General features: G+C 72.4%; 17 protein-coding genes. 4 read left to right on the forward strand and 13 right to left on the reverse strand.

The window, feature by feature from the left end; genetic code table 11:
• The first annotated feature begins 478 nt into the window (after positions 1-478).
• Positions 479-1891 (forward strand): phosphoinositide-specific phospholipase C-related protein, encoded by a 1413-nt coding sequence (locus ABT122_RS00355; protein ID WP_351542927.1) that lies wholly within the window; start codon positions 479-481, stop codon positions 1889-1891.
• A gap of 426 nt (positions 1892-2317) precedes the next feature.
• Complete coding sequence (locus tag ABT122_RS00360) at positions 2318-2788, forward strand: ricin-type beta-trefoil lectin domain protein (RefSeq protein WP_351542930.1); 471 nt, start codon at positions 2318-2320, stop codon at positions 2786-2788.
• A gap of 140 nt (positions 2789-2928) precedes the next feature.
• Here the strand turns inward: ABT122_RS00360 and ABT122_RS00365 are convergent, their stop codons facing one another.
• The 9 genes from ABT122_RS00365 to ABT122_RS00405 all read right to left on the reverse strand — a co-directional run bounded on the left by ABT122_RS00365 (position 2929) and on the right by ABT122_RS00405 (position 10813).
• Positions 2929-3450, reverse strand: a complete 522-nt coding sequence (locus tag ABT122_RS00365; protein WP_351542933.1) for an RICIN domain-containing protein — start codon at positions 3448-3450, stop codon at positions 2929-2931.
• 282 nt (positions 3451-3732) lie between these two features.
• Complete coding sequence (locus ABT122_RS00370; RefSeq protein WP_351542936.1) at positions 3733-3972, reverse strand: hypothetical protein; 240 nt, start codon at positions 3970-3972, stop codon at positions 3733-3735.
• A 10-nt stretch (positions 3973-3982) separates the two neighbouring features.
• Positions 3983-5332, reverse strand: coding sequence for a TRAP transporter large permease subunit (locus ABT122_RS00375; RefSeq protein ID WP_351542939.1), 1350 nt, complete (start codon positions 5330-5332; stop codon positions 3983-3985).
• Between the two features lie 60 nt (positions 5333-5392).
• A complete protein-coding gene (locus ABT122_RS00380) occupies positions 5393-6106 on the reverse strand; it encodes a molybdate ABC transporter substrate-binding protein (protein WP_351542942.1) in 714 nt (237 codons plus the stop codon).
• A 94-nt stretch (positions 6107-6200) separates the two neighbouring features.
• Entirely contained in the window at positions 6201-6839 is a 639-nt protein-coding gene (locus ABT122_RS00385) for a class II aldolase/adducin family protein (protein WP_351542945.1), read from the reverse strand.
• Positions 6836-8224: a 3-oxo-tetronate kinase gene (gene otnK / locus ABT122_RS00390; protein WP_351542948.1), complete on the reverse strand. Its 1389-nt coding sequence runs from the start codon at positions 8222-8224 to the stop codon at positions 6836-6838. Before otnK ends, ABT122_RS00385 begins: the two co-directional genes overlap by 4 nt.
• Positions 8221-8973 (reverse strand): aspartate/glutamate racemase family protein, encoded by a 753-nt coding sequence (locus ABT122_RS00395; protein WP_351542951.1) that lies wholly within the window; start codon positions 8971-8973, stop codon positions 8221-8223. The genes otnK and ABT122_RS00395 overlap by 4 nt, the downstream gene beginning before the upstream one ends.
• Complete coding sequence (locus ABT122_RS00400) at positions 8970-9797, reverse strand: hydroxypyruvate isomerase family protein (RefSeq protein ID WP_351542954.1); 828 nt, start codon at positions 9795-9797, stop codon at positions 8970-8972. The genes ABT122_RS00395 and ABT122_RS00400 overlap by 4 nt, the downstream gene beginning before the upstream one ends.
• Positions 9797-10813 carry a phosphoglycerate dehydrogenase gene (locus ABT122_RS00405; protein WP_351542957.1) on the reverse strand — a complete coding sequence of 339 codons (1017 nt, stop codon included), beginning with the start codon at positions 10811-10813 and terminating at the stop codon, positions 9797-9799. The genes ABT122_RS00400 and ABT122_RS00405 overlap by 1 nt, the downstream gene beginning before the upstream one ends.
• Positions 10814-10956: 143 nt before the next feature.
• On the opposite strand from ABT122_RS00405, the gene ABT122_RS00410 reads away from it, so the two are divergent.
• A complete protein-coding gene (locus ABT122_RS00410) occupies positions 10957-11640 on the forward strand; it encodes a GntR family transcriptional regulator (protein WP_351542959.1) in 684 nt (227 codons plus the stop codon).
• 252 nt (positions 11641-11892) lie between these two features.
• Here the strand turns inward: ABT122_RS00410 and ABT122_RS00415 are convergent, their stop codons facing one another.
• The 3 genes from ABT122_RS00415 to ABT122_RS00425 all read right to left on the reverse strand — a co-directional run bounded on the left by ABT122_RS00415 (position 11893) and on the right by ABT122_RS00425 (position 14146).
• Positions 11893-12861 carry an LppY/LpqO family protein gene (locus ABT122_RS00415; RefSeq protein ID WP_351542962.1) on the reverse strand — a complete coding sequence of 323 codons (969 nt, stop codon included), beginning with the start codon at positions 12859-12861 and terminating at the stop codon, positions 11893-11895.
• A 202-nt stretch (positions 12862-13063) separates the two neighbouring features.
• Positions 13064-13675, reverse strand: a complete 612-nt coding sequence (locus tag ABT122_RS00420) for a hypothetical protein (protein ID WP_351542965.1) — start codon at positions 13673-13675, stop codon at positions 13064-13066.
• A gap of 171 nt (positions 13676-13846) precedes the next feature.
• Entirely contained in the window at positions 13847-14146 is a 300-nt protein-coding gene (locus tag ABT122_RS00425) for an RICIN domain-containing protein (RefSeq protein ID WP_351542968.1), read from the reverse strand.
• 1054 nt (positions 14147-15200) lie between these two features.
• Here ABT122_RS00425 and ABT122_RS00430 point away from each other — a divergent pair.
• Positions 15201-17951, forward strand: coding sequence for a hypothetical protein (locus ABT122_RS00430; RefSeq protein ID WP_351542971.1), 2751 nt, complete (start codon positions 15201-15203; stop codon positions 17949-17951).
• 297 nt (positions 17952-18248) lie between these two features.
• Here ABT122_RS00430 and ABT122_RS00435 read toward each other — a convergent pair whose 3' ends face one another.
• On the reverse strand, positions 18249-18863 hold the full coding sequence (locus ABT122_RS00435) for a ricin-type beta-trefoil lectin domain protein (protein WP_351542974.1): 615 nt from the start codon (positions 18861-18863) through the stop codon (positions 18249-18251).
• Positions 18864-19121: the final 258 nt, after the last annotated feature.

Below are 19121 nucleotides of genomic sequence, written 5' to 3' on the forward strand. Positions count from 1 at the left end.
CGTCCCGGCAGCGAGCACCGAACCGGTTCTGACGTGCGCGCAAGACCGAATCCCGAAACCCGTGCGGCCGGATGCCCCACCGGGACTCCACCACCGATCCCCTGGGCCGGAGTGCGGCCGGCCCACCGGTTCCCCGCCGATATCCCGTGAAGGGGCAACCTCCCCGGTTCGAACCCCCTCTCCTCCCCCGGAGAAAGAGAGGGTGGCGTCCCGGACGGGACGCCATGACGGCAACTCAAGGGAAACGGCAACGAGTTGAGACGGAGAACAACAGGAACTCCCGTGCCGGTGGCAGCTCTCCGCCGCATTCCCCGGGCGCGGCACCAGCACGCTCGCGGACCACCCCGGACCGCGACGGCGCGAGCCCCACCGGACGTCTCCCGCGTTCAGCCCGAGGCGGGCCCTTCCCCACCCACCACCATCCCTTCACCATCCGAAAGGCGGTACAGCCATGAAACGATCCCGATATTCCGGCGGAATGGCTCTGCTCCTGCTCCCTTTGTTCCTGCTCGCCTCCGTGCTGATCGCCCCCGGCACAGCCGTCGCGACGCCCTCCGCGAAGTACGGGAACGCGCGCTACGACCAGTGGTCGTTCGTGACCACCCACAATTCCTACGCGTACGACAGCAGAATCACGCCCCGCGCGCGGAACCAGGGCCGCAGCATCAACGCCCAACTGGTCGATGGCGTGCGGGGGTTCATGCTCGACACATACGACCGGAGCGGCGAGATCCAGCTCTGTCACGCGCACGACTGCGCCGATCTGCTCCGCAATGAGCTGCGCACCATCGTGGACTGGCTGAAGCAGAACCGGGAGGAGGTCGTCACGATCTTCCTGGAGAACTCCGTCTCGGAGGAGAGACTCAGGACGGAGATCACCAACCTCCTGTGGGACAGGAGCGCCCCCAAGCTGCTCTTCGATCCGGCCTCCTTCAATATTTACCAGAACAACTGGCCGACCCTGCGGCAGATGGTCGACGCGGGTCAACGGCTGGTGATTTTCCGGGACAAGGAGGCGAAGAATGTCTCGGTCGACCCCAACCCCAACGACAGCAAGAACGTCAAGGGCTCCCTGCTGTACACATGGGGTCACGCGGTCGAGACCCAGTACGGATATGGACTCATGGCCACCCCCTATGGCTGCCGGAACCGTGCCGAGAGCCAGCCGATGAACACCCCGAAGGTCAGTGGGAATCTGACGCCGCTGTTCATCCTGAACCAATTCAATTCAGATGACTGGTTCATCGACGGGCCGTTCAACGGCAGGAAGCTGGTCCAGCGCGTCGAGAAGGACTGCGCATCCACGGGGCGTGTGCCGAACGCCATCGCGGTGGACCATTACCACAAGAGCGACGGCTCCGGCGTGACCCCGATTTCGGTGGCCAAGGACCTCAACCGCAAGAACTTCATCTACGCCCATGAAGGCATCTGGATTCTCAACAGCATGAAGCAGTACGAGAACTCCCGGTACCGGAACCGCTGCATGGTGCGCGGCGCCGAGTCGGGCACCACGGGCGGTCTGGTCACTCAGCGCGGGTGCGCGAACCCGGCGCCCAACAGTCAGCAGTGGGAGGCGTCCCTCCCGACCGGGTTCGACAGCAGGAACCACTTCTGGATCAGGACGAACACCGGCAACTGCCTCACCGCCCCCAACAACGGCGGCAGCCATCCGCCGAGCGGTACGCAGCTGTGGTGGTGGCCGTGCGGGAACTCCTGGGGGGTCGGGAATCAGCTCTGGAGCATCCATCCCGTGAAGGTGGGCAACGGCAATGCGAACGGCTTCGCCTTCGCCAACGCGTGGACCGGGAAGTGCCTGACCGTGCACAACGGCGAGGCGTTCCAGAACAACGGCAGGATCGTCGAGGCGTCCTGCCCCACCCCGACGGTCTGACCCCGATGATCCGACCCGCCGATCCGAGCCGGACGATCTGACCCCGCTCCCCCGCGACCCGCGCGGTCCGGGACACCGGAAGATCCACGGGCAGGCCCGGGCCCCACGCTTCGGCGGGGGCCCGGGTTCTGCCGTGTCCCCGAGGGCAGCGGGGCCGCCCTCTCGCGCGGGAACTCCCGGCGCCCGGGCCGGTGCGGGGCCGGTGGCGCACTCGGCGCGACTCGGCACGTGAGGCCCCAGCACACCATCCGGAATCTATCGGATCATCCCATGAATAACGCGTTTGGGTGAATACGTTGCGCGCAGTGATCGGCTGGCTCGATACCACTGATATCAATCTCCGTGCGCTCGCATCCGAGCCGAGCACCCTCCCTTCCAGGCCGCGCGTGAAACACGCCCGACCTGGGCCGAGAATGGAGTCCGCGCATGGGAATCACCCTCCGCAAGTCCCTCGCCCTGGTATCCGTGGCGGCGATGGCTTCCCTCCTGTCGGCCGCTGAGTCCGGGGCGGCGCCCACCGCCCAGCAGGCCCCCGGCCAGTACTGCCTGGCCAACGCCTGGGGCACCCCCGACATCTCCAGTCAGCCGTGCGACACCAGCGACCCCGGCCAGCGCTGGACCGTCTCGGGCAACCAGATCTCCCTCACCGACGCGCCCGGCTACTGCCTGGCCAACGCCTGGGGCACCCCGGACATCTCCACCAAGCCGTGCGACCCCACCGACGAGGGCCAGTACTGGGACGTGGAGGGGCAGCAGATCTCGCTCAACTACGCCTCCGCCTACTGTCTCGCCAACGCCTGGGGCACTCCGGACGTCTCCAGCCAGCCGTGTGACACCAATGACCCCGGCCAGCACTGGGTGGTGTTCAAGGACCAGATCAGCCTGGCACTCGTCTGACCCTCACCACCGTGCCCGGGGCAGGGACCACCCTCCCCGGGCACAGCCATGCGCGGATACCGGCGCGGAACGCGGAACCGCACGGGGCCGACGACACGCCTCCCGGGCTTCCCGGGCTTCCCAAGGAGACGGCGGGAGAGTCAGGGCGCGGCGATGAAGGTCCAGCCGGTTTCGAAGACGTCCCACCTGGTGAGGAGGGCGATCAGGGTGCCGGAGACGGGGGCCACGTCGACGGGTTCGTGTTCGAGGATGCGCAGACGGGTGCCCTGGGAACCGGTGGGGTGCGGCTGGGAGGGCTTGGCCGGGTCGAAGGTGCTGCCGGCGAAACCGGGATAGCCCATGGCCCACAGCTGCCGGCGGCCTCCCAGCTCGTATGCCGCCTTCGGCTGCTGGGTGATCGTGCGGTCCGGCTGGACGGTCAGCGCCAGGCCGCTGCGGACGTTGACGATGAAGAAGAAGGTGTACTTGCCGCTGTCGTGGTCGACTTCGAAGCGCCACCGCTGGTGGGCGCCGTTGTTGCGGGTGTGGATGATCGGGGCGGTGCCCGGCGCCGTGGACGCCCGCGGCATGTCCCACACCAGCGCGGGATGGGACGCGAGAGCGATGTACAGCTCGCCGTCCGGGGCCTGGTGCGACTCGTCGAGGTCACGGAAGTGTGCCATGTGCTCCCCCTGCTTCGTCCGCGGTCCCTCACGGGGACGGGACCGTCACCGGTCCTCGCCCAGGGCCGGGCTCAGGACATGTGCGCCACACGATAAGGACCCCCGCCCACCGCTGCCCAGAACGCCAATCCGGCCACCCGGCCCGCCCGCGGCGGGAGGCACGGGCCCCTCGGGCCGACCCACCGGACCTCCGCCCGGCTCCGAACCTCCGCCCGGCCCGGCAGGGGCCGGCGCCCGTCCGGCCGCTCCGGAGAAGCGGCCGGACAGTGCCGGCCCCACGCCTCACTCCTCCCACTCACCCGCCTTCTCCTTCCCCTCCGCCGTGTAGAGCAGCAGAAAGGCGAAGACTCCGGCCAGACCGGCCAGGACACAGGCCACGTCGGTGACATCGGTCCCGAAGCGGGTCATCAAACCGGCGGAGCCGACGGCGATGGCCACCGTCTGGCCCACCACCACCACGAACCCGACGATCAGGAAGAGCGCGACGAGGACGCGGGAGACATTCAGGCAGATCGTGTACATCTTCGTACTCCTATCCGGGAATCCATACCGCTCCCAGCACCATCAGCACGCCCATGAGATAGGAGGGCACGAGGTAGTAGAGCGTCACCGGAACGAAGATGCGCACCGGGTTGATGGAGGCGATGCCGGCGGCCACGTACAGCGGTGCGGCGCCCGGCGGCGAGCAGCCCTCGGAGGAGGCCCACACGATGACGGCGGCGAAGGCGATGTACGGCGGCACATCGGCCGCCGTCAGCGCGGCGAAGGCCACCGGCCCGACGGCCGCGAGCGTGGAGGTCGTGTTCAGCGGGCCCGCGACGATCACCACGACCAGTCCGACGACGAGCGCCGCGACAACCTGCGGCACCCCTTCCAGACCGCGCAGATACGGGGCGAGCTGCTCGCCGATCCCCAGCGTGCTCAGCACGTTGGAGGCGGCGAAGGCCGAGACCATCGTGACGCCGATCAGCCCGAGCTTGGGGCTGATCTCCGACAGCAGCGTCCACCACTCCCCGCCGCCGCGCGGCAGCGCCCGCCGCTCCACCAGCAGTCCGGCGAGCAGCATCACCACCGGCAGCCAGACCAGCAGCGGCACGGCGTCGGAGACGTCCAGCCCGCCCAGCCGGTCGCCGATGAGATCGCTGGTCGGCGAAGCCGTCAGCACGATGGGCACCGCGATCGCGGCCAGCACCAGCAGCGAGGTCCAGCCGGCCGCGAAGGACCGGCGCAGCGGATGGATGTCCTCCGGCGCCATCGCGCCCACGCCTCGCCGTTTGACGATGACATAGGCGATGACCAGCCGCATCGCGACCATCCAGGCGCCCACGACGAAGATCGTGCCGACCACGTCCCGCGCCTGGAGGACCGGCGTGACGGTGGGGGCCGCGAGCAGGATGAAGAAGGCGCCGCTGAACGGGAAGGTGGCGCCGACGCCCGCGTTGCCGGAGAGGATCAGCGCCGCGGTCTCGCCGCTCGCCCTGGAGCGCTTCATCCACGGGATGGTGATGGACCCGATGGTCGCCACGATCGCCGCGCCGTTGTGCGCGACGGCGCCGAAGAGACCGGCCGAGACCGTCGCCGCGTAGGCGGAGCCGCCCTCGCGGCGGCCGAGCAGGGAGCTGAGGATGTCGATCATCCGCTGCACGAGCCCCGTTCTCGTCAGCAGCTCGCTGACGAAGACAAAGGCGAGTGCGGCGAAGGTGATCTCCGACTGCAACCCCTCGACGAGGCTCTCCCAGGCGACGCGGGGCGCGTCCGTGCCGGCGAAGGCCGCGCTGACGAGGAAGCCGACGACCATCGCCTCGCCGATGTTGCGTTTGGCCCAGACATTCCACACGATGATGGCCCCGATGAAGGCGACCAGCGCGAATATCGCGTTCATCGGCATCTCTCCCGGCGGACGAGGGGCTCGGGGGAGGACGCTCCGTGGGCGGGGCGCGGTTCAGTCCAGCGGCAGCACTTCGAGTCCCGCGTTCCGGTACGCATCTCCGGCCTCCTTCCCGGTGAGGAAGGTGTGCAGGGCGCGGGCCTCGGCCCGGCCGGTGGCCGCGGCGCCCAGCGCGGCGGAGAGTTCGGTGAAGTGCTGGGCGCCGTCCGGCAGCGGCCCCGCCACCTCGGCCTCGGGCACGAAGAGCAGCTCGCTCATCTGCTGGACGGCCAGATCGGCCCGGCCGTCCACCACGGCCAGCGCGGTGAAGCCCTTCTCCACGATCGTGGCCCGCCGGTTGACCTCCTCCGCTATGCCGAGCCGCTCCAGCAGCCCGGCGAAGTGGACGCCGCTGGCGCCGGTCCGCGAGTAGGCGACCGAACGGGCCGAGCGCAGCGCCGTGACCAGCGCGTCGACGGTGTCGAGCGCGGGCGGCTCCGCGCCGGGCGGCACGGCCAGGCCGATCCCGACCCGGGCGACGCTCCGCACCGAGGCCGGGTCGATCACCCCCGCCGTACAGAGCGCCGGGAAGGAGCCGGTCACCGCGACCATGACCTCCGGCCGGTCACCCGCCTCGATTCTCCGCAACAGCACGTTCGTCGGGTCGTAGACGCCGTCGACGGCGGTCCCGGTCCGCTCGGTGAACGCCGCGAGAATGACGTCGTCGAGGGCCTTCTTCACCGCCAGCGCGCTGAAGAGCGACACCGTGCTCGGTATGTCCGTGGACATCTTCGTCCTTTCACCAGGGTGGGGAGGCGGGCGTTCCGGCAGGGATTCCGCCGGGGCGCCCCGCAGCTCCCTCAGGAGATTTCAGGGGGGTGGGTCAGGGGGAGGCCGGGCGCAGGGCCGCGCGCTGGGCCTCTGTCAGGGGACGGGTGGGGGCGCCGCGGAGCAGCAGGAAGAGCTTGGCCGTCTCCTCGATCTCCTCGGCCGCCGCCAGCGCGCCGTCGGGATCGGCGGCGGCGGCGACCGGACCGTGGTTGCTCAGCAGGAGCGCGGCATGGTCGCGGGCGACCGCTTCGACGGCGGCGGCGGCCCGGCTGTCGCCCGGGGCGAAGTACGGCAGCATCGGGAGGCCGCCGACGCGCATCGCGTAGTAGGCGGTCAGCGGCGGCAGGACGTCGCGGCGGTCGACACCGGCCAGGCACGAGACGGCCGCCGCGTGGGTGGAGTGGGTGTGCACCACGGCTCCGGCGTGCGGCCGGGCGCGGAACACCGCGGCGTGCAGGAACGCCTCCTTGGACGGCCCCGGGCCGGAGACATGGGCGCCGTCGGAGTCGATGACCGACAGGTCCCCGGCGCGTACGGTGGCCAGAGTCGACCCGGTGGGGGTCACCAGGATGTGTCCGCCGGCGCGGACCGAGACATTGCCCGTGCTTCCGTGGGTCAGCGAACGGGCGGCGACGGCCCGCGCGAGGGCGATGAGCCGGCGCCGGTCCGGTTCGTCGCGGCGCGCGCTCACGCGGGGTCCGCCGAGGCGTCGAGGAGCAGGCCGGGGTCGCCGAAGTTGCCGGACTTCAGCAGCAGCGCCGGCGGACGGCCGCCCAGCGGATGAATCCACGGCACGCCGCGCGCGGCCTCGGTGCCGACGTGCGCGCCGGTCACCCCGAGTGCCGCGACCACCGCCCCCGAGGTCTCTCCCCCGGCGGCGACCAGCCGGCGCACCCCGCGCCCGGCCAGTCCGGCGGCGATCAGCCCGGTCGCGTGCTCCAGCACGGCGGCCGACCGCTCCACGCCCAGCTCGCGCTGTACCTCGCGCAGCTTCCCGGGGGCGACCGAGGAGTGGAGCACGGGTGCGCCGCCGCCCGGGGGCAGGGCGTCGTACCAGGCGAGCGCCGCATCGGCGAGCGCCAGGGGATCGGGGGTGGCCACCGCGTCCAGGTAGTAGCGGGGCCGGCCCGCGTCGATGAGCACGGAGAGCTGTTCCAGGGTGCGGCGGGAGCAGCTTCCGGCGAGCACCGCCGCCGGGCCCTCCGGGGTCCTCGGGACGGCCCCGGCCTCCCGGGCGTCACCGGCGGCGGACCGCTCGGCGCCCGGCGGGCGGGCGGCGCGTTCCTCGGCGTACGCGTGCGCGAGGCCGGCGGCCAGTCCGGCGGCGCCCGCGACGAGCGGTGTGCCCAGGGCGGCCCTGCCGAGAGTGCGCAGATCGCTCTCGTCGATGCCGTCGGCGAGGATGTAGCGCGCGCCCCGCGCTCCGGCGCGTTCCCGCGCCGCGCGGACCGCGGCCGGTCCCTCCCGTACGGTGCGGAGCCCGATCAGGTCCACTCGCTCGCGTGTCTGCGCGCGCAGCAGCCGGGGCAGATACGAGTCCGTCATGGGGGTCACCGGATGGTCACGCATCGGCGATTCGGCGAGCAGGACGCCGTCCACGAACAGACAGCCGTGGTACTGGGTCCGCAGATGCTCCGGTGAACTCGGTGTCACCAGCACGGGACCGGCGCCCGTCGCCTCGGCCAGCCGGTCCAGGACCGGGCCGATGTTGCCGCGCGGGGTGGAGTCGAAGGTGGAGCAGAACTTGAAGTAGATCTGTCCCGCGCCCTGTCCGCGCAGCCACTCCAGGGCGGCCGTGGACGAGGCGACCGCGGCGGCCGCGGGTGTCATCCTGCTCTTCAACGCGACGACCAGCGCCTCGTGTTCCGGCAGCCGGCCCCCGGGGCCTCCGTGGCCCTGTCCCTGTCCGCCCGTGCCGTCCGGGACTCCGAAGAAGAGCAGCGTCCGCAGTCCTGCGCGGCGCAGTGCGACGGCGACGTCCGTCGCGCCGGTGAAGTCGTCGGCGATGACGCCGAGTGGTGCGGCGCGGTCGCCGGCCGGGTCCGTCAGCGGGTGGCTGTCCGGGTTCTCGCTCATACGGGCCTCCCGGTGAGTGCGGAGCGCAGGGCCGCGGCGGCGGCCCGGGGGCCGGAGACGACGGGCAGGCCCAGCGCGGTGGACAGCCGCGCGGCGGCGGGCGCCAGTGAGTACTGCGCGAGCAGGACCACGCCGGCGCCGGCGCTGTGCGGAGCGCACGCGTTCCGCAGTGCGTCGAACAGTGCGGCCGGGTCTTCCCGCCGGGCCGCCTCGAAGGCGCCGGGCGCGACCACACCGACCGGTTCGGCCGCCGAGCCGGCCGCCGCGACCGCGGCGGAGAAGCGGGACTCCGCGTCGCGCAGGGCGGCCTCGAAGGAGGCGAGGACCAGCACCGAGCCGCCCCCCTGGGAGAGCTCCAGCGCCCGCGCGAAGGCGGCCGTGTCGGGGGCCAGCAGCGGGACCGGCGTCTCGATCCCGCTCACAGCCGTGCCGTACAGCGAACACGTCAGCAGCACTCCGTCGGCCCCTCCGGCCAGGGCGTGGCCGATCAGCCGGTGCATCCGGTCCACGAGGCGGGGCGGCAGCGGGCCGTGGTCCGGCGCGTCGGTGAGCAGCCGGTCGTCCAGCAGGTTCCAGGGTTCGGCCGCCGGGAACTCCTCGGCCAGTCCCGCGACCGCCGGGCCGACGGCGGTGGGGGTGGCGCTGATCAGCGCGATCCTCGGTGCCCGGTCCCGGTCGCGGTCCCGGGTCCGGTCGCGGTCCCGGGTCCGGTCGCGGTCCCGGGTCCGGTCGCCGGCTCCGCCGCTCATGGGGTCACCGTCCGTGCGGTCATCGCTGTTCCGGCCAGTTCGGCGACCCAGGAGAGCCCGCGTGCCGTGCCGTTCGCCGGGCGGTACTCGCAGCCGATCCAGCCCGGGTAGGAGGCGTCCAGCAGCGTGTCGAAGATCCGTGGCCAGAAGATCTCACCGCTGCCCGGCTCGGTCCGGTCCGGTGGGTCGGCGATCTGGATGTGGCCGGTCCGGGGCAGCAGCGCGCGGAGAGTGGAGACGAGGTCTCCCTCCTGGACCTGGAGGTGGTAGACGTCGAGGAGCAGCCCGGGACCGTCCGGGCCGAGGGCCTCCACGACCGCCGCGGCCCGTGCCTGGGTGTCCAGGAGGAAGCCGGGTGCGTCCCGGGCGTTCTGCGCCTCCAGCACCAGGCGTACTCCGGTGCCCCGGGCCCGTTCGGCGGCCCAGGCGAGGTTGGCGACGAGGACGGCGAAGGCGCGGTCGTGGTCGACGCCGGCCGGCCGTGTCCCGCCCAGCACATGCAGGAAGTCGCTGCCCAGTTCGACCGCGTAGCCGAGGCCGCGCTCCAGATCGGCGCGGAACCGGTCCGTGTGGCCGGGCAGACAGGCCACGCCCGCCTGCTCCGGGGTGCCGGGCTCGCCCATCGGGGCGTTGATGAGCACCTGGTGGAGCCCGGCGTCGGTGAGCCGGCGGCGCAGCCGGGCGGCCGGGTACGGGTAGGGGTCGGCGTACTCGACGCCGGTGAAGCCGGCGGCGGCCGCGGCGTCGAACCGTTCCTCGAAGGGGACCTCGGTGAAGAGCCACTTCAGATTGGCGTCGAAGCGCAGCCCGTTCGGCGCCCGCATCAGCGGGCTCCGGCGGTGTGCGCGGTGTGCGCGTACTCGGGGTTGACCAGGTGGTCCGGGGTGCGTCCGGTGAGCAGGTCGATCACCTGCCGGGCGGCCATGTCACCGGACCTGGCGCGGGCCTCGACCGTGGCCGCGCCGATGTGCGCGGTGACCAGGACGCTGTCGAGCGCGCGGAGCCTGCTGCCGGACCGCAGCGGCTCGTGCTCGACCACGTCCAGGGCGGCGCCCGCCAGCCGGCCGGCCTCGATCGCGTCGGCGAGCGCTTCCTCGTCCACGACACCGCCCCGGGCGGTATTGATCAGATACGCGCCGGGCTTCATCCGGCGGAGCGCGGTGGCGTCGATGAGATGCCGGGTGGTGTCGTCGAGGGAGAGGTGCAGGGTGAGGAAGTCCGCCGCCGCCAGCACGCCGTCGAGGGGTCGCGCCTTGACGCCGGTCTCGGTCAGGAAGTCCTCGTCCAGCCGGGGGTCGTGCGCGACGACCCGCATGCCGAGGGCGAGCGCCGCGCGGGCGACGGTCTTGCCGATGGAGCCGAGGCCGACGACGCCGAGCGTTGTGCCGTGCAGTTCCCGTCCGCTCTCCTGCGTCCAGCCGCCGTCGCGTACGGCGGCGAGGTTCTGCGGGATGCGCCGGGCACAGTTCAGCATCAGCGCGAGAACGTGCTCGGCGACGGATATCCGGTTGGACCCGGGGGTGATGGTGACGGCGACGCCCCGGCGGGTCGCGGCCGCGACGTCGATGTTGTCGTAGCCGACGCCGCAGCGGCCGAAGACCTTCAGTCCGGGCGCCGCCTCGATGACCTCGGCGGTGAAGGCGTCGGTGCCGGCGATGATGCCCGCCACATCCCTGACGCACTCCGTCAGCGCCTGCCCGGTGGCCTCCCGGTCGGCGCGCCGGGCGAAGACGGTCTCCAGACCTGCTTCCCGGAGCGTCCGGTCGACCGCGCCGCCGGGTTCGAGATAGGGCGTTGTCACGAGTACACGGAGCGCGTGTTCGTTCGGCGGCTGTGTCATCAGGGGTCCTCTGTGTTCTGGGCACGTTCAGTGAAGAGATCCGGACTATAGTATAGGATTATGCGAAACACTATAGCGGTAGAGGAGCGAGTCGATCAGGGCGGAGAGGCCGCGTTACCATCGGGCGACAAAGGAGAACTCGCATGACGACGCGCCCGTCCGGCCGGCAACCCCTGGCCGACCAGATGTACGAAGTGCTGCTCGGGCAGTTCATGGACGGACTGTGGTCGCCGGGCCGGCCGCTCAACATCGGCGCGCTCTCCCGCGAGTTGAACGTCAGCCAGACCCCGCTGCGCGAGGCGCTCGCCCGGCTCGAACACACGGGTCTGGTGCGCCGCGAGGCGCTCAAGGGCTACCGCGTGGCCCCGCTCTTCAGCGAGACCGAGCTGATCAAACTGATGGACGCGCGCCTGGTGCTGGAGCCGACGCTCGCCTACGAGGCGGGCCGCCGGACCACCCCCGAGTTCCTCCAGGAGGTGGCCGACAGCATCGAGGAACTGCGGCGCTGCGCGACCGGGGGCGGCGGCTCGACATCGGTCCGCGCCTGTCTGTCGGCCGACGAGCGCTTCCACTTCCTGATCGCCAGGCAGTCGGCCAACCCCTTCCTGGAGTCGGCGTACCGCTCGCTCGGCGGCCATGTGCAGCGGTTCCGTCTCTTCACCGAACTCGGCTCGTCCGACGCGGAGTCACCCGCGCGCGACCACACGGCCGTCTACGACGCGCTGGCCGCCGGGGACGCCGAGGGCGCCGCCGACCGGATGCGGGAGCACATCGAGAACGCGAAGTCGCGCGCGCTGAAGGACCGCCAGGCCGTGGCGGCCGACTGACCGGCGACCGCTCGCCTGTCCGTACACACGGCACCGGCACCGGGACCGCCGGGGGGCGTGGGGCTCGGCGGGGCGCCGGGAACACCGGGTTCCCGTCCGGGTCCGCCGAGGGGAGCACCCTCCGAAGAGCCGGACCCGCACCGCGCCCGCGCATCCGCCCCCGACTGCCGCGCACGCGGGCCCGGAGCATCCCGGCCCGGGGGGAGCGCCGCGCGCTGACCGGGTATCCGGCTCCCCGCCGGGTTCCGCCGGTCAGCCGGCCGGGGTGGTGTTGGTGGCGTCGAGCGCCGTGCGCAGCGCGCGGGCCAGCGCCGCGCCGTCCCCGGCCGCCCAGAAGTGGGCGAAGAACAGCCGGGGTTCCTCGGTGAGGCCGTGGTTGTGCAGCTCGACGATGCTGATCCCGCCGCGCCGCGGGGCTGTCAGCACATGGCGTACCTCCCCGGCCGTCATGGCGAAGTCGCCGTGGACCGCCGCCCGGCGGGCGCCGGTCGGCTGGAAGCTGAGGAGTGTGGTCATGCCCGTGGCCGGGGGCAGGACACGTCCGTGGTCGGTGACCGTCTCGCGGCGGTTGAAGGTGAACCGGAGGATTCCGCTGTCGTTGACACCTCTCGCGCTCAGTGTCTCCTCGATGGCGGCGACGTCCAGGTCCAGCACGGGCCGCGAGGCGACCGGCGGGGTGGAGGGCGTGGTCGTGACGGCCAGAGCGGCCTTCGCGCCGCGGGCGAGAGCGAGGGGGTCCCCGGCGTGTCCGTGGAAGTGAATCCACCACATGGCCGGTTCGTGGGCGAGCAGGTGTTTGTGGACGGCGGTGAGTTCCAGGCCGCCCGTGAGGAGCGCGTCGGTGGCGGGCTGCGCCTCGGGCTCGGTGACGGCCAGGCTGCCCATCAGCAGAGTCCGGCCGTCGCCGTAGCGGGTGAACGCCGTGTAGGAGCCGGGGAACAGTCCGACGCCGTAGGTGGTCACCGGCAGGTCCTGGCGGGCGAAGCGCACGCGGTAGACCAGTCCGTCCAGCATCGTCCCTGTCCGGCCCAGGACGCCGGCCACCCCGCTCCAGTCCGCCTCCGCCGTCGGCACCGGCAGCTCCCGGGGCGGCGCCTGCGCGGCCGCCGCTCCGGGAGCGGCCCAGGCCGGCACCGGCGCCGTCACTCCCGCGGCCAGCAGTCGTCGGCGCGACGGGTTCGCCGGGACATCGATCGCACCCCGCGCCGGAACTCCGCTCACCGCATCAGCCCTTCCGCCGGACAGCCAGTCGCCGGGACCATGAAACCGAGCGGGACCGCCGTACCGGGGGACGCCACGCCGGACCGGGCGGGCGGACCGTCTCTCCGGCCGGGCGGTGTCGCCGCCCTCGCGGGCCGGTCCGCACCGGCCCCGCCGGCACTCGCCCGCGACCGAAGCGGGCGGGGGCGGGCGGGGCCGCCGGTCAGCCCGACCAGGCGTCGGAGAGGAAGGTGTTCGGGTCACGGGTGGTCCACTCGACGACCACCGTTCCGTCGAGCCTGGTCAGGGTGTACTTGTCCTCCTTCTGCCAGAGCGCATCGGCGACCCGGCCGCCCTGGGGGTGGACACGGTTGACGGTCTGCGTGCGGCTGCTCTCCGGCGTGGCGCCGGAGCCGGAGCCGGTGGTGACCTTCAGGCCCCGGCTGATCGTGGTGCCGAGGGAGGCGGTGAATCCCGTGTACACGAAGGACGCGTCGGCGGTGACGGAGATTCCGGTGGCGGTCTGCACCGCGGGCGCGTTGGGGGTGATGAGGCCGACGGTGATCTGCTGCGACCTGGTCTGCTGGGTGGCGCCGTTGTGGTCCCAGTAGTGCGCAAGCTTCCAGGAGCCGTGCCGTTTCAGCAGGTAGTACGGGCTGTCGATGCCCTGCCGGGTGCGTGGCAGGGCCGAGTCGGTGATCAGGGGGAACGGCAGGGCGACCTGGCCGATCAGGACGGGTGCGGTCTGCTGCTGGGCGGGCCGGCCGAAGCCGGTCAGCCGGACCACGTCACCGATGTCGGCCGGGCCGGCGGGTACCGGCGCGAGATCGAGCACCGGCCGGTACTCGTCCTCGACTTCGAGATCCCAGACGTTCGTCGCCTGGGGCGGGCGGTGGAAGAAGTCCTGCTGGGTCTGCGCCCCGGAGCCCGTCGCGTTGCCCTGGAGGCCCAGGTACAGGCCGGTGCGCTGGCTGACGATGTGGTGGCCGCCGCCCGGGGCCTCCCGTCACAGCCAGGTCTGGAGCGCGGTGGGAGCGGTCTGCACGGTGTTCTGCTCCAGCTTGGCCGAGGGCGCGATACTGCCGTCCACGACGGTGGCCACCAGACCGCTGTACTTGTTGGCGATCAGATGGCCGCCGCCGTCCAGCGGGAAGATGTGCCACACCTGGCTCGTGCGGTACTGGCCGGTGTCGAGGCGCCAGGTGTCCAGCCTGTTGCCGGTGTTCGTCGAGTTTCCGGCGACGTTGAGAACGATGCCCGATGTGCGGTTCCTGAGCACGTAGCTGCGCCCGGCGCTGATGGCCATCCGGCCCCTCCTCCGAGAGTCAAAGCCTGCGGGAGTTCCGTCACTGTCCGGCTCCGTGCGATTCATCGGCAAGTGGCACTTACCGGCCACAGCGGATTCCTGGCCGGGCCCGCGCACGGCCGTGGCTCCTCCTGCGGGGCCCTCCCGGGGCGCCGGGGCGGACGGTTCCCCGGAGGTGCGTACCGGCGCACGCACTCCGGACCGGCGCGGCCGGGCGCGGCCGGGCGCGGCCGTCAGGGGCGGTCCGTCGCGCGTTCGGTGGCTGCGGCGCGTCCGGATGCGTACCGCCGCCGGGACCGCCGCCGGGCCAGCTGGCCGTTTCCCGCCGACCGTCCACTTCGCCGGATCGTCCGGCACGGCCCCGGCGGCGCGGACCGGGGCGCCCGGGGGCGGGGTGCGGAGGACGCCGGACCGGCCGGCACCGGACCGGCCGGCACCGAACCGGCCGGACGGTGAGGAGTCCGGGTGTTCGGGCGGGGCCGTGCTTCGGACCGCCCCGGCGGTCCCCGCGCTGCCCCGCCGGGAGGCTGCCGCGTCCCGGGGACGGGTTCCGGTCGTTGTTCCGGAGCCGGAGGGGAGGCGAGGAAGGTGTGCGGCCTGGTGCGGGCGGGGACCGGATGGCCTCTCGCGGAGTCCCGGACCCCGGTGGGCTCAGGGTGCCCGTCCGGGCGGCCCGCACGGTGAGGGCTGGTGGGAACGGGTCCCTGCGGCGGGGTGCGGCGGTGCCCGGCGGCGACGGGGTCGGGGGGCGTGCCGGGTCCCGGGGAGAGCCGGACTCGCCCCTCATAGCGGAGGTATTGGCCATTCCGCCTCTGTGCGACAGCAATGGGCTTTCTGTTCGATTTCCGGTGAAGGCGGGGTGTGGTCTGCTGTGCCCGGCTCTGCATGACCGTTTCTTTACCCGCTGGCCGGCGGCCGTCTCCCCGCGCGGGCGGTGGCTGCCCTCGCCTGCCCGGCGTTCGTCCCACCCGACAGCCCGCCCGGGCCCCGCTCCGGGCGCGGGGCGTGGCGCGCCGTCCCCCGGATCTCGCATTCTCCGAGAGGAGTACGTGTCATGGCCTTCATGCGGTACAAGGCGACGGGTTTCAGCTGGGTGCTGCCGCATCCGGCGGGCAGTGAGTGGCGGCTGCTGTTCGCCCAGGGGATGGAGGGTGCTCTGGTCAGCGAGCAGCAGCGGATCGGTGGGGACTACCTCACCGCGCTGGCGCCGGAGTTGTTCGGCTTCCAGGGGCGGGGGCTCGCCCTCGGTGCCGTGCTGCTGTCCCGGGCGGGGGAGACGCGGCAGAGTCTGTTCTTCTCGGGCAACCACCATTACCGGTACGACTGGGACCAGAAGACCACCCTGAGCGAAGGGCCGTGGACGACGCTGGCGAACTGGGGCACCGCGCTCCCGGCCGGCTACCGCTCGGAGATCGACGCCCTGTTGCAGGCGCCCGACGGAGCGGGCGGAACACGGCAGACGTACTTCTTCAAGGGCGGGCGGGTCCTCACCCTGAACTGGTCCACCGGCGTGGTGCGCGAGGCGCTGATCACCGACGGCCCGGACGCGTCGGGCAGCGCGGGCTGGGCCGCGCTGCCCGAGGACTTCCGCTCCGGCCTGGACCATGTGGCGCCGTACAAACCGGCGGCCGACGGGACCCGGCAGAGCCTGCTGATCAAGGGCGGCCAGGGCGTTCTGCTGAACTGGAAGACCGGGGTCCTGGCCTCCGGCGCGCTGGACCGGCTCGGTGTGGCGGGCCTTGCCGCGCTCCCCGAGCACTACCGGGGGTCCCACCGCCCGGTCACCGGCCGCTGGACGGGCACCACGGGCAACCAGCGGATCGAGCTGCGCGTGGATCTGGAGGGCGAGCGGTCCCTGGGGCTGATCAGCGGGGACCTGTTCACCGGTGACACCTGGACCGACTCCTTCCGTACCCCGTCCGACCTGAGTGTCGTCGCGGGCGGCAGCCATTTCGTCGTCTCCAGTCAGAACCTGTCCTGGGCGAACAGCTCACCGTGGAACCAGATCGTCGTCCAGCTTCCCCGGGTCGCCGTGAACAGCCCCGCACGCACCGCCCACCTCGCCCTCTTCGGGCCCGGCACCACCACCTCACTGCAACTGTCCTGCTCCTACGCGGGGCCGGGGCTGCGGTCGGTGGAACTGGAGACCGACGCGCTGGCGGGCGAGACCCCCTTCCAGAGCTACGACACCTCACGCCACCAGGGGCCGCGCGGCTACCGCAACCGGGTGCTGACCATCGCCTCCGTCTATGCCGAGGCCGGTATCGAGCTGAGGAACGCGGGCCAGGTCAACACGGTGGCCAACACCTCCGGCGACGATCTGGCCTGGTCCATGGCCGAGCTGCACGCCGCCATGACCGCCAACTTCAGCCTCCACCGCGACGTGGAGCAGTGGCGCGTATGGACCTTCGTCACCAACCGCAGCTCCGACAACCCCGACGCGGCCGGATTCATGTTCGACGGCTTCGGCAGCCAGCGCCAGGGCATGGCCGTCTTCAACAGCAACATGCGGGACCAGAGGAACATCGGCCAGGCCTTCGAGCTGTTCAACTACGTCCATGAGCTGGGGCATGTCTTCAACCTGGTCCACTCCTGGGAGAAGCATCTGACCGCCCCGCCCGGCCTGCTGGGCCCGGAAAACGGCTACGGCGACCTGTCCTGGATGAACTACCCGTCGTACTACCGGAACGGCAGCCGCGCGGAGGCCGGCCACTTCTGGCAGGACTTCGCCCTCTCCTTCACCGACGACGAACTGCGCCACCTCCGGCACGGCTTCTACCGCGGCGTCGTACCCGGCGGGGACGGGTACGGCTTCAACGCCGCACTCATCAACCCCGCCGAGTCCTCAGCGGCGCTGGTCCTGCCCGGCGGCCCCGAGGACCCCGGCCTGGCCCTCTCCCTGGGCGGGAAACACGTCTTCGGCTACGGCGAACCCGTCATGGCCGAGTTCCGTCTCTCCCGCACCGGGGTGACCGGGGATGTGACCGTGGCCGGGGCGATCGGCCCGACGTCCGAGCGCACCACCGTCGTCATCACCGACACCTACGGCCGCACCCGGGTCTTCCGGCCCGTCGCCCGCGTCTGCTCCGGACACGGGGAGAGCGAGCGGACCGTCACCCTCACCGAGGCGAACCCCGCCGTCTACGAGACCGCCTACCTCGGCTACGGCAGCGACGGCCTCTGCTTCGCGGAGCCCGGCACCTACCGCATCACCGCGGTCCACACCGGCCTCGACGGCGCCCGCACCGTCTCCCCCACCCGCACCATCCGCGTACGGACCCCGCTCGACCGCGCCGACCAGGAAGTCGGCGAACTCCTCACCGGCGACGACCAGGGCACCCTGCTGGCCTTCCTCGGCTCCGACGCACCCCACCTCACCGCCGGCAACGACGCGTTCCGGGAACTGATCGAACGCCACGGCGACCATCCCCTGGCCGCCTATGCCCGTCTCGCGCGCGGCGCCAACGCCGGGCGCCACTTCCAGACCATCGGCGACGGCGCCGTCCAGGTCCGCCAACCGGACATCACCGAATCGGTCACCCAGCTCACCGAGGCCATCACCACCTCCCGCACCGACCAGGACACCGGCCTGGACAACCTCACCCTCAACGCCGCCTTCCGCCGCCTCGCCACCGTCCACGCCAAGGCGGGCGACCTCGAACGCGCCGACGCCACCCTCGACACCCTCACCACCCACTTCCACGACCAGGGCGTCCCCGACCACGTACAGCAGCGCATCCAGGAACAGGCCGACACCACCCGCGCCCAGATCCACGAAACCGCCGGAGAGCAGCCCGCCTCCTGACCGGTCCGCCCCGGCACCGTGACACGACGCCCCCGGGCCCCGACCGGCTGTCGAGGCCGTCGGGGCGGAGTGGCGCGGGCCGGGCGGCGGGCCGGCGCCGGCCCCACCGCGAGACCGAGTCGGCATGCCGGGCGGCCCGTCCCGGATCGGCGCGATGCGGGAAGGCCCCCGGGGTGTGCGCCCCGGGGGCGGCGCGGCGGGCGGCCCGGCCGAGGCGTGTCCGGGACGCCTCCCCGCACCGCGTCCTGCCCGGAGGGGGAAGCGCAGCACCGGCAGGCGGATCTCCCGGGGCGCGGGTCAGCTCACCGGGTACAGCTTCCAGCGCCGGTCCGACAGGCTGGTGTCGCTGGTGATCTGCCCCAGGACCGCCCGCAGCCCGCCCCAGGCCGTGGACTCGCTGCCCACCCGCAGCACCAAGTCGCAGTGGGGGCTGGACGCCACGCAGGCCCAGGTCTCGGCGGAGGTGCCGCCGCGGAAGTCCCATGCCTGGTCGGCTCGCCGGCTGCACGGGAAGAAGTCGACGCGGCCCGTCCTGTCCCCGCTCAGATGAAACGCGTCCAGACACATGTCGGTGGTCAGGTTGCGGGCCTCCATGAACTCCGGTCCATGGGACGCCGCGGTCGGCCCGATCCGCCACCGGTCGGTGGTGCCGTCGCAGGAGCCGACGTAGACACCGGTGTCCCCGGACTGCGGTCCGGCGCGCAAACAGGTTCCGAGGGGGACCCGGGGCTTGATCTGGTAGATGCCCGCCGGGACCGCGACCCGCGGTGAGACCTCCTCGCTGACCCGGCCGCTCCGCTCCGGCGCTTGCGCCGTCCCGGCGGTGGCCGGGGCGCCGGGCACCGTCAGCCAGCCGACCGCGACGGCGTTCACGGTGATCAGGGCGGTGCGCAGCCGTCTGTGACGTGTCATGGAGTTCCTCCCGAAGGGCCGGTGGCGAACGGGCCGCAGCCCAGGGAGCGGTCGCGGCCTCGCCGACGTACGGCGCGCCGGCCCCGCGACGGCGACCTGTCCTCCGGTGTCCCACAGGGTCCGCCGGCTGTGAAGCGGGAGAACGAGCCAACTGTCACCGGGCGTCCGTCCGTTGCGACCCCCCGCGCTGACAGCGGACTCCCCGGCCGGTCCGGCGCGATGTGCCGTGGTGACGGCGCGCGGCAGGTGATCTCGCGG

Source organism: Streptomyces sp. NPDC001985, assembly GCF_040296845.1.
Taxonomy (GTDB): domain Bacteria; phylum Actinomycetota; class Actinomycetes; order Streptomycetales; family Streptomycetaceae; genus Streptomyces.

Coding starts and splice junctions, on each gene's coding strand:
- ABT122_RS00360 (WP_351542930.1), top strand. CDS start 2,318: ATGGGAATCACCCTCCGCAAGTCCCTCGCCCTGGTATCCGTGGCGGCG.
- ABT122_RS00365 (WP_351542933.1), bottom strand. CDS start 3,450: ATGGCACACTTCCGTGACCTCGACGAGTCGCACCAGGCCCCGGACGGC.
- ABT122_RS00425 (WP_351542968.1), bottom strand. CDS start 14,146: ATGGCCATCAGCGCCGGGCGCAGCTACGTGCTCAGGAACCGCACATCG.
- ABT122_RS00395 (WP_351542951.1), bottom strand. CDS start 8,973: ATGAGCGGCGGAGCCGGCGACCGGACCCGGGACCGCGACCGGACCCGG.
- ABT122_RS00355 (WP_351542927.1), top strand. CDS start 479: ATGGCTCTGCTCCTGCTCCCTTTGTTCCTGCTCGCCTCCGTGCTGATC.
- ABT122_RS00435 (WP_351542974.1), bottom strand. CDS start 18,863: ATGACACGTCACAGACGGCTGCGCACCGCCCTGATCACCGTGAACGCC.
- ABT122_RS00430 (WP_351542971.1), top strand. CDS start 15,201: ATGGCCTTCATGCGGTACAAGGCGACGGGTTTCAGCTGGGTGCTGCCG.
- ABT122_RS00380 (WP_351542942.1), bottom strand. CDS start 6,106: ATGTCCACGGACATACCGAGCACGGTGTCGCTCTTCAGCGCGCTGGCG.
- ABT122_RS00400 (WP_351542954.1), bottom strand. CDS start 9,797: ATGCGGGCGCCGAACGGGCTGCGCTTCGACGCCAATCTGAAGTGGCTC.
- ABT122_RS00410 (WP_351542959.1), top strand. CDS start 10,957: ATGACGACGCGCCCGTCCGGCCGGCAACCCCTGGCCGACCAGATGTAC.
- ABT122_RS00375 (WP_351542939.1), bottom strand. CDS start 5,332: ATGAACGCGATATTCGCGCTGGTCGCCTTCATCGGGGCCATCATCGTG.
- ABT122_RS00370 (WP_351542936.1), bottom strand. CDS start 3,972: ATGTACACGATCTGCCTGAATGTCTCCCGCGTCCTCGTCGCGCTCTTC.
- ABT122_RS00405 (WP_351542957.1), bottom strand. CDS start 10,813: ATGACACAGCCGCCGAACGAACACGCGCTCCGTGTACTCGTGACAACG.
- otnK (WP_351542948.1), bottom strand. CDS start 8,224: ATGAGCGAGAACCCGGACAGCCACCCGCTGACGGACCCGGCCGGCGAC.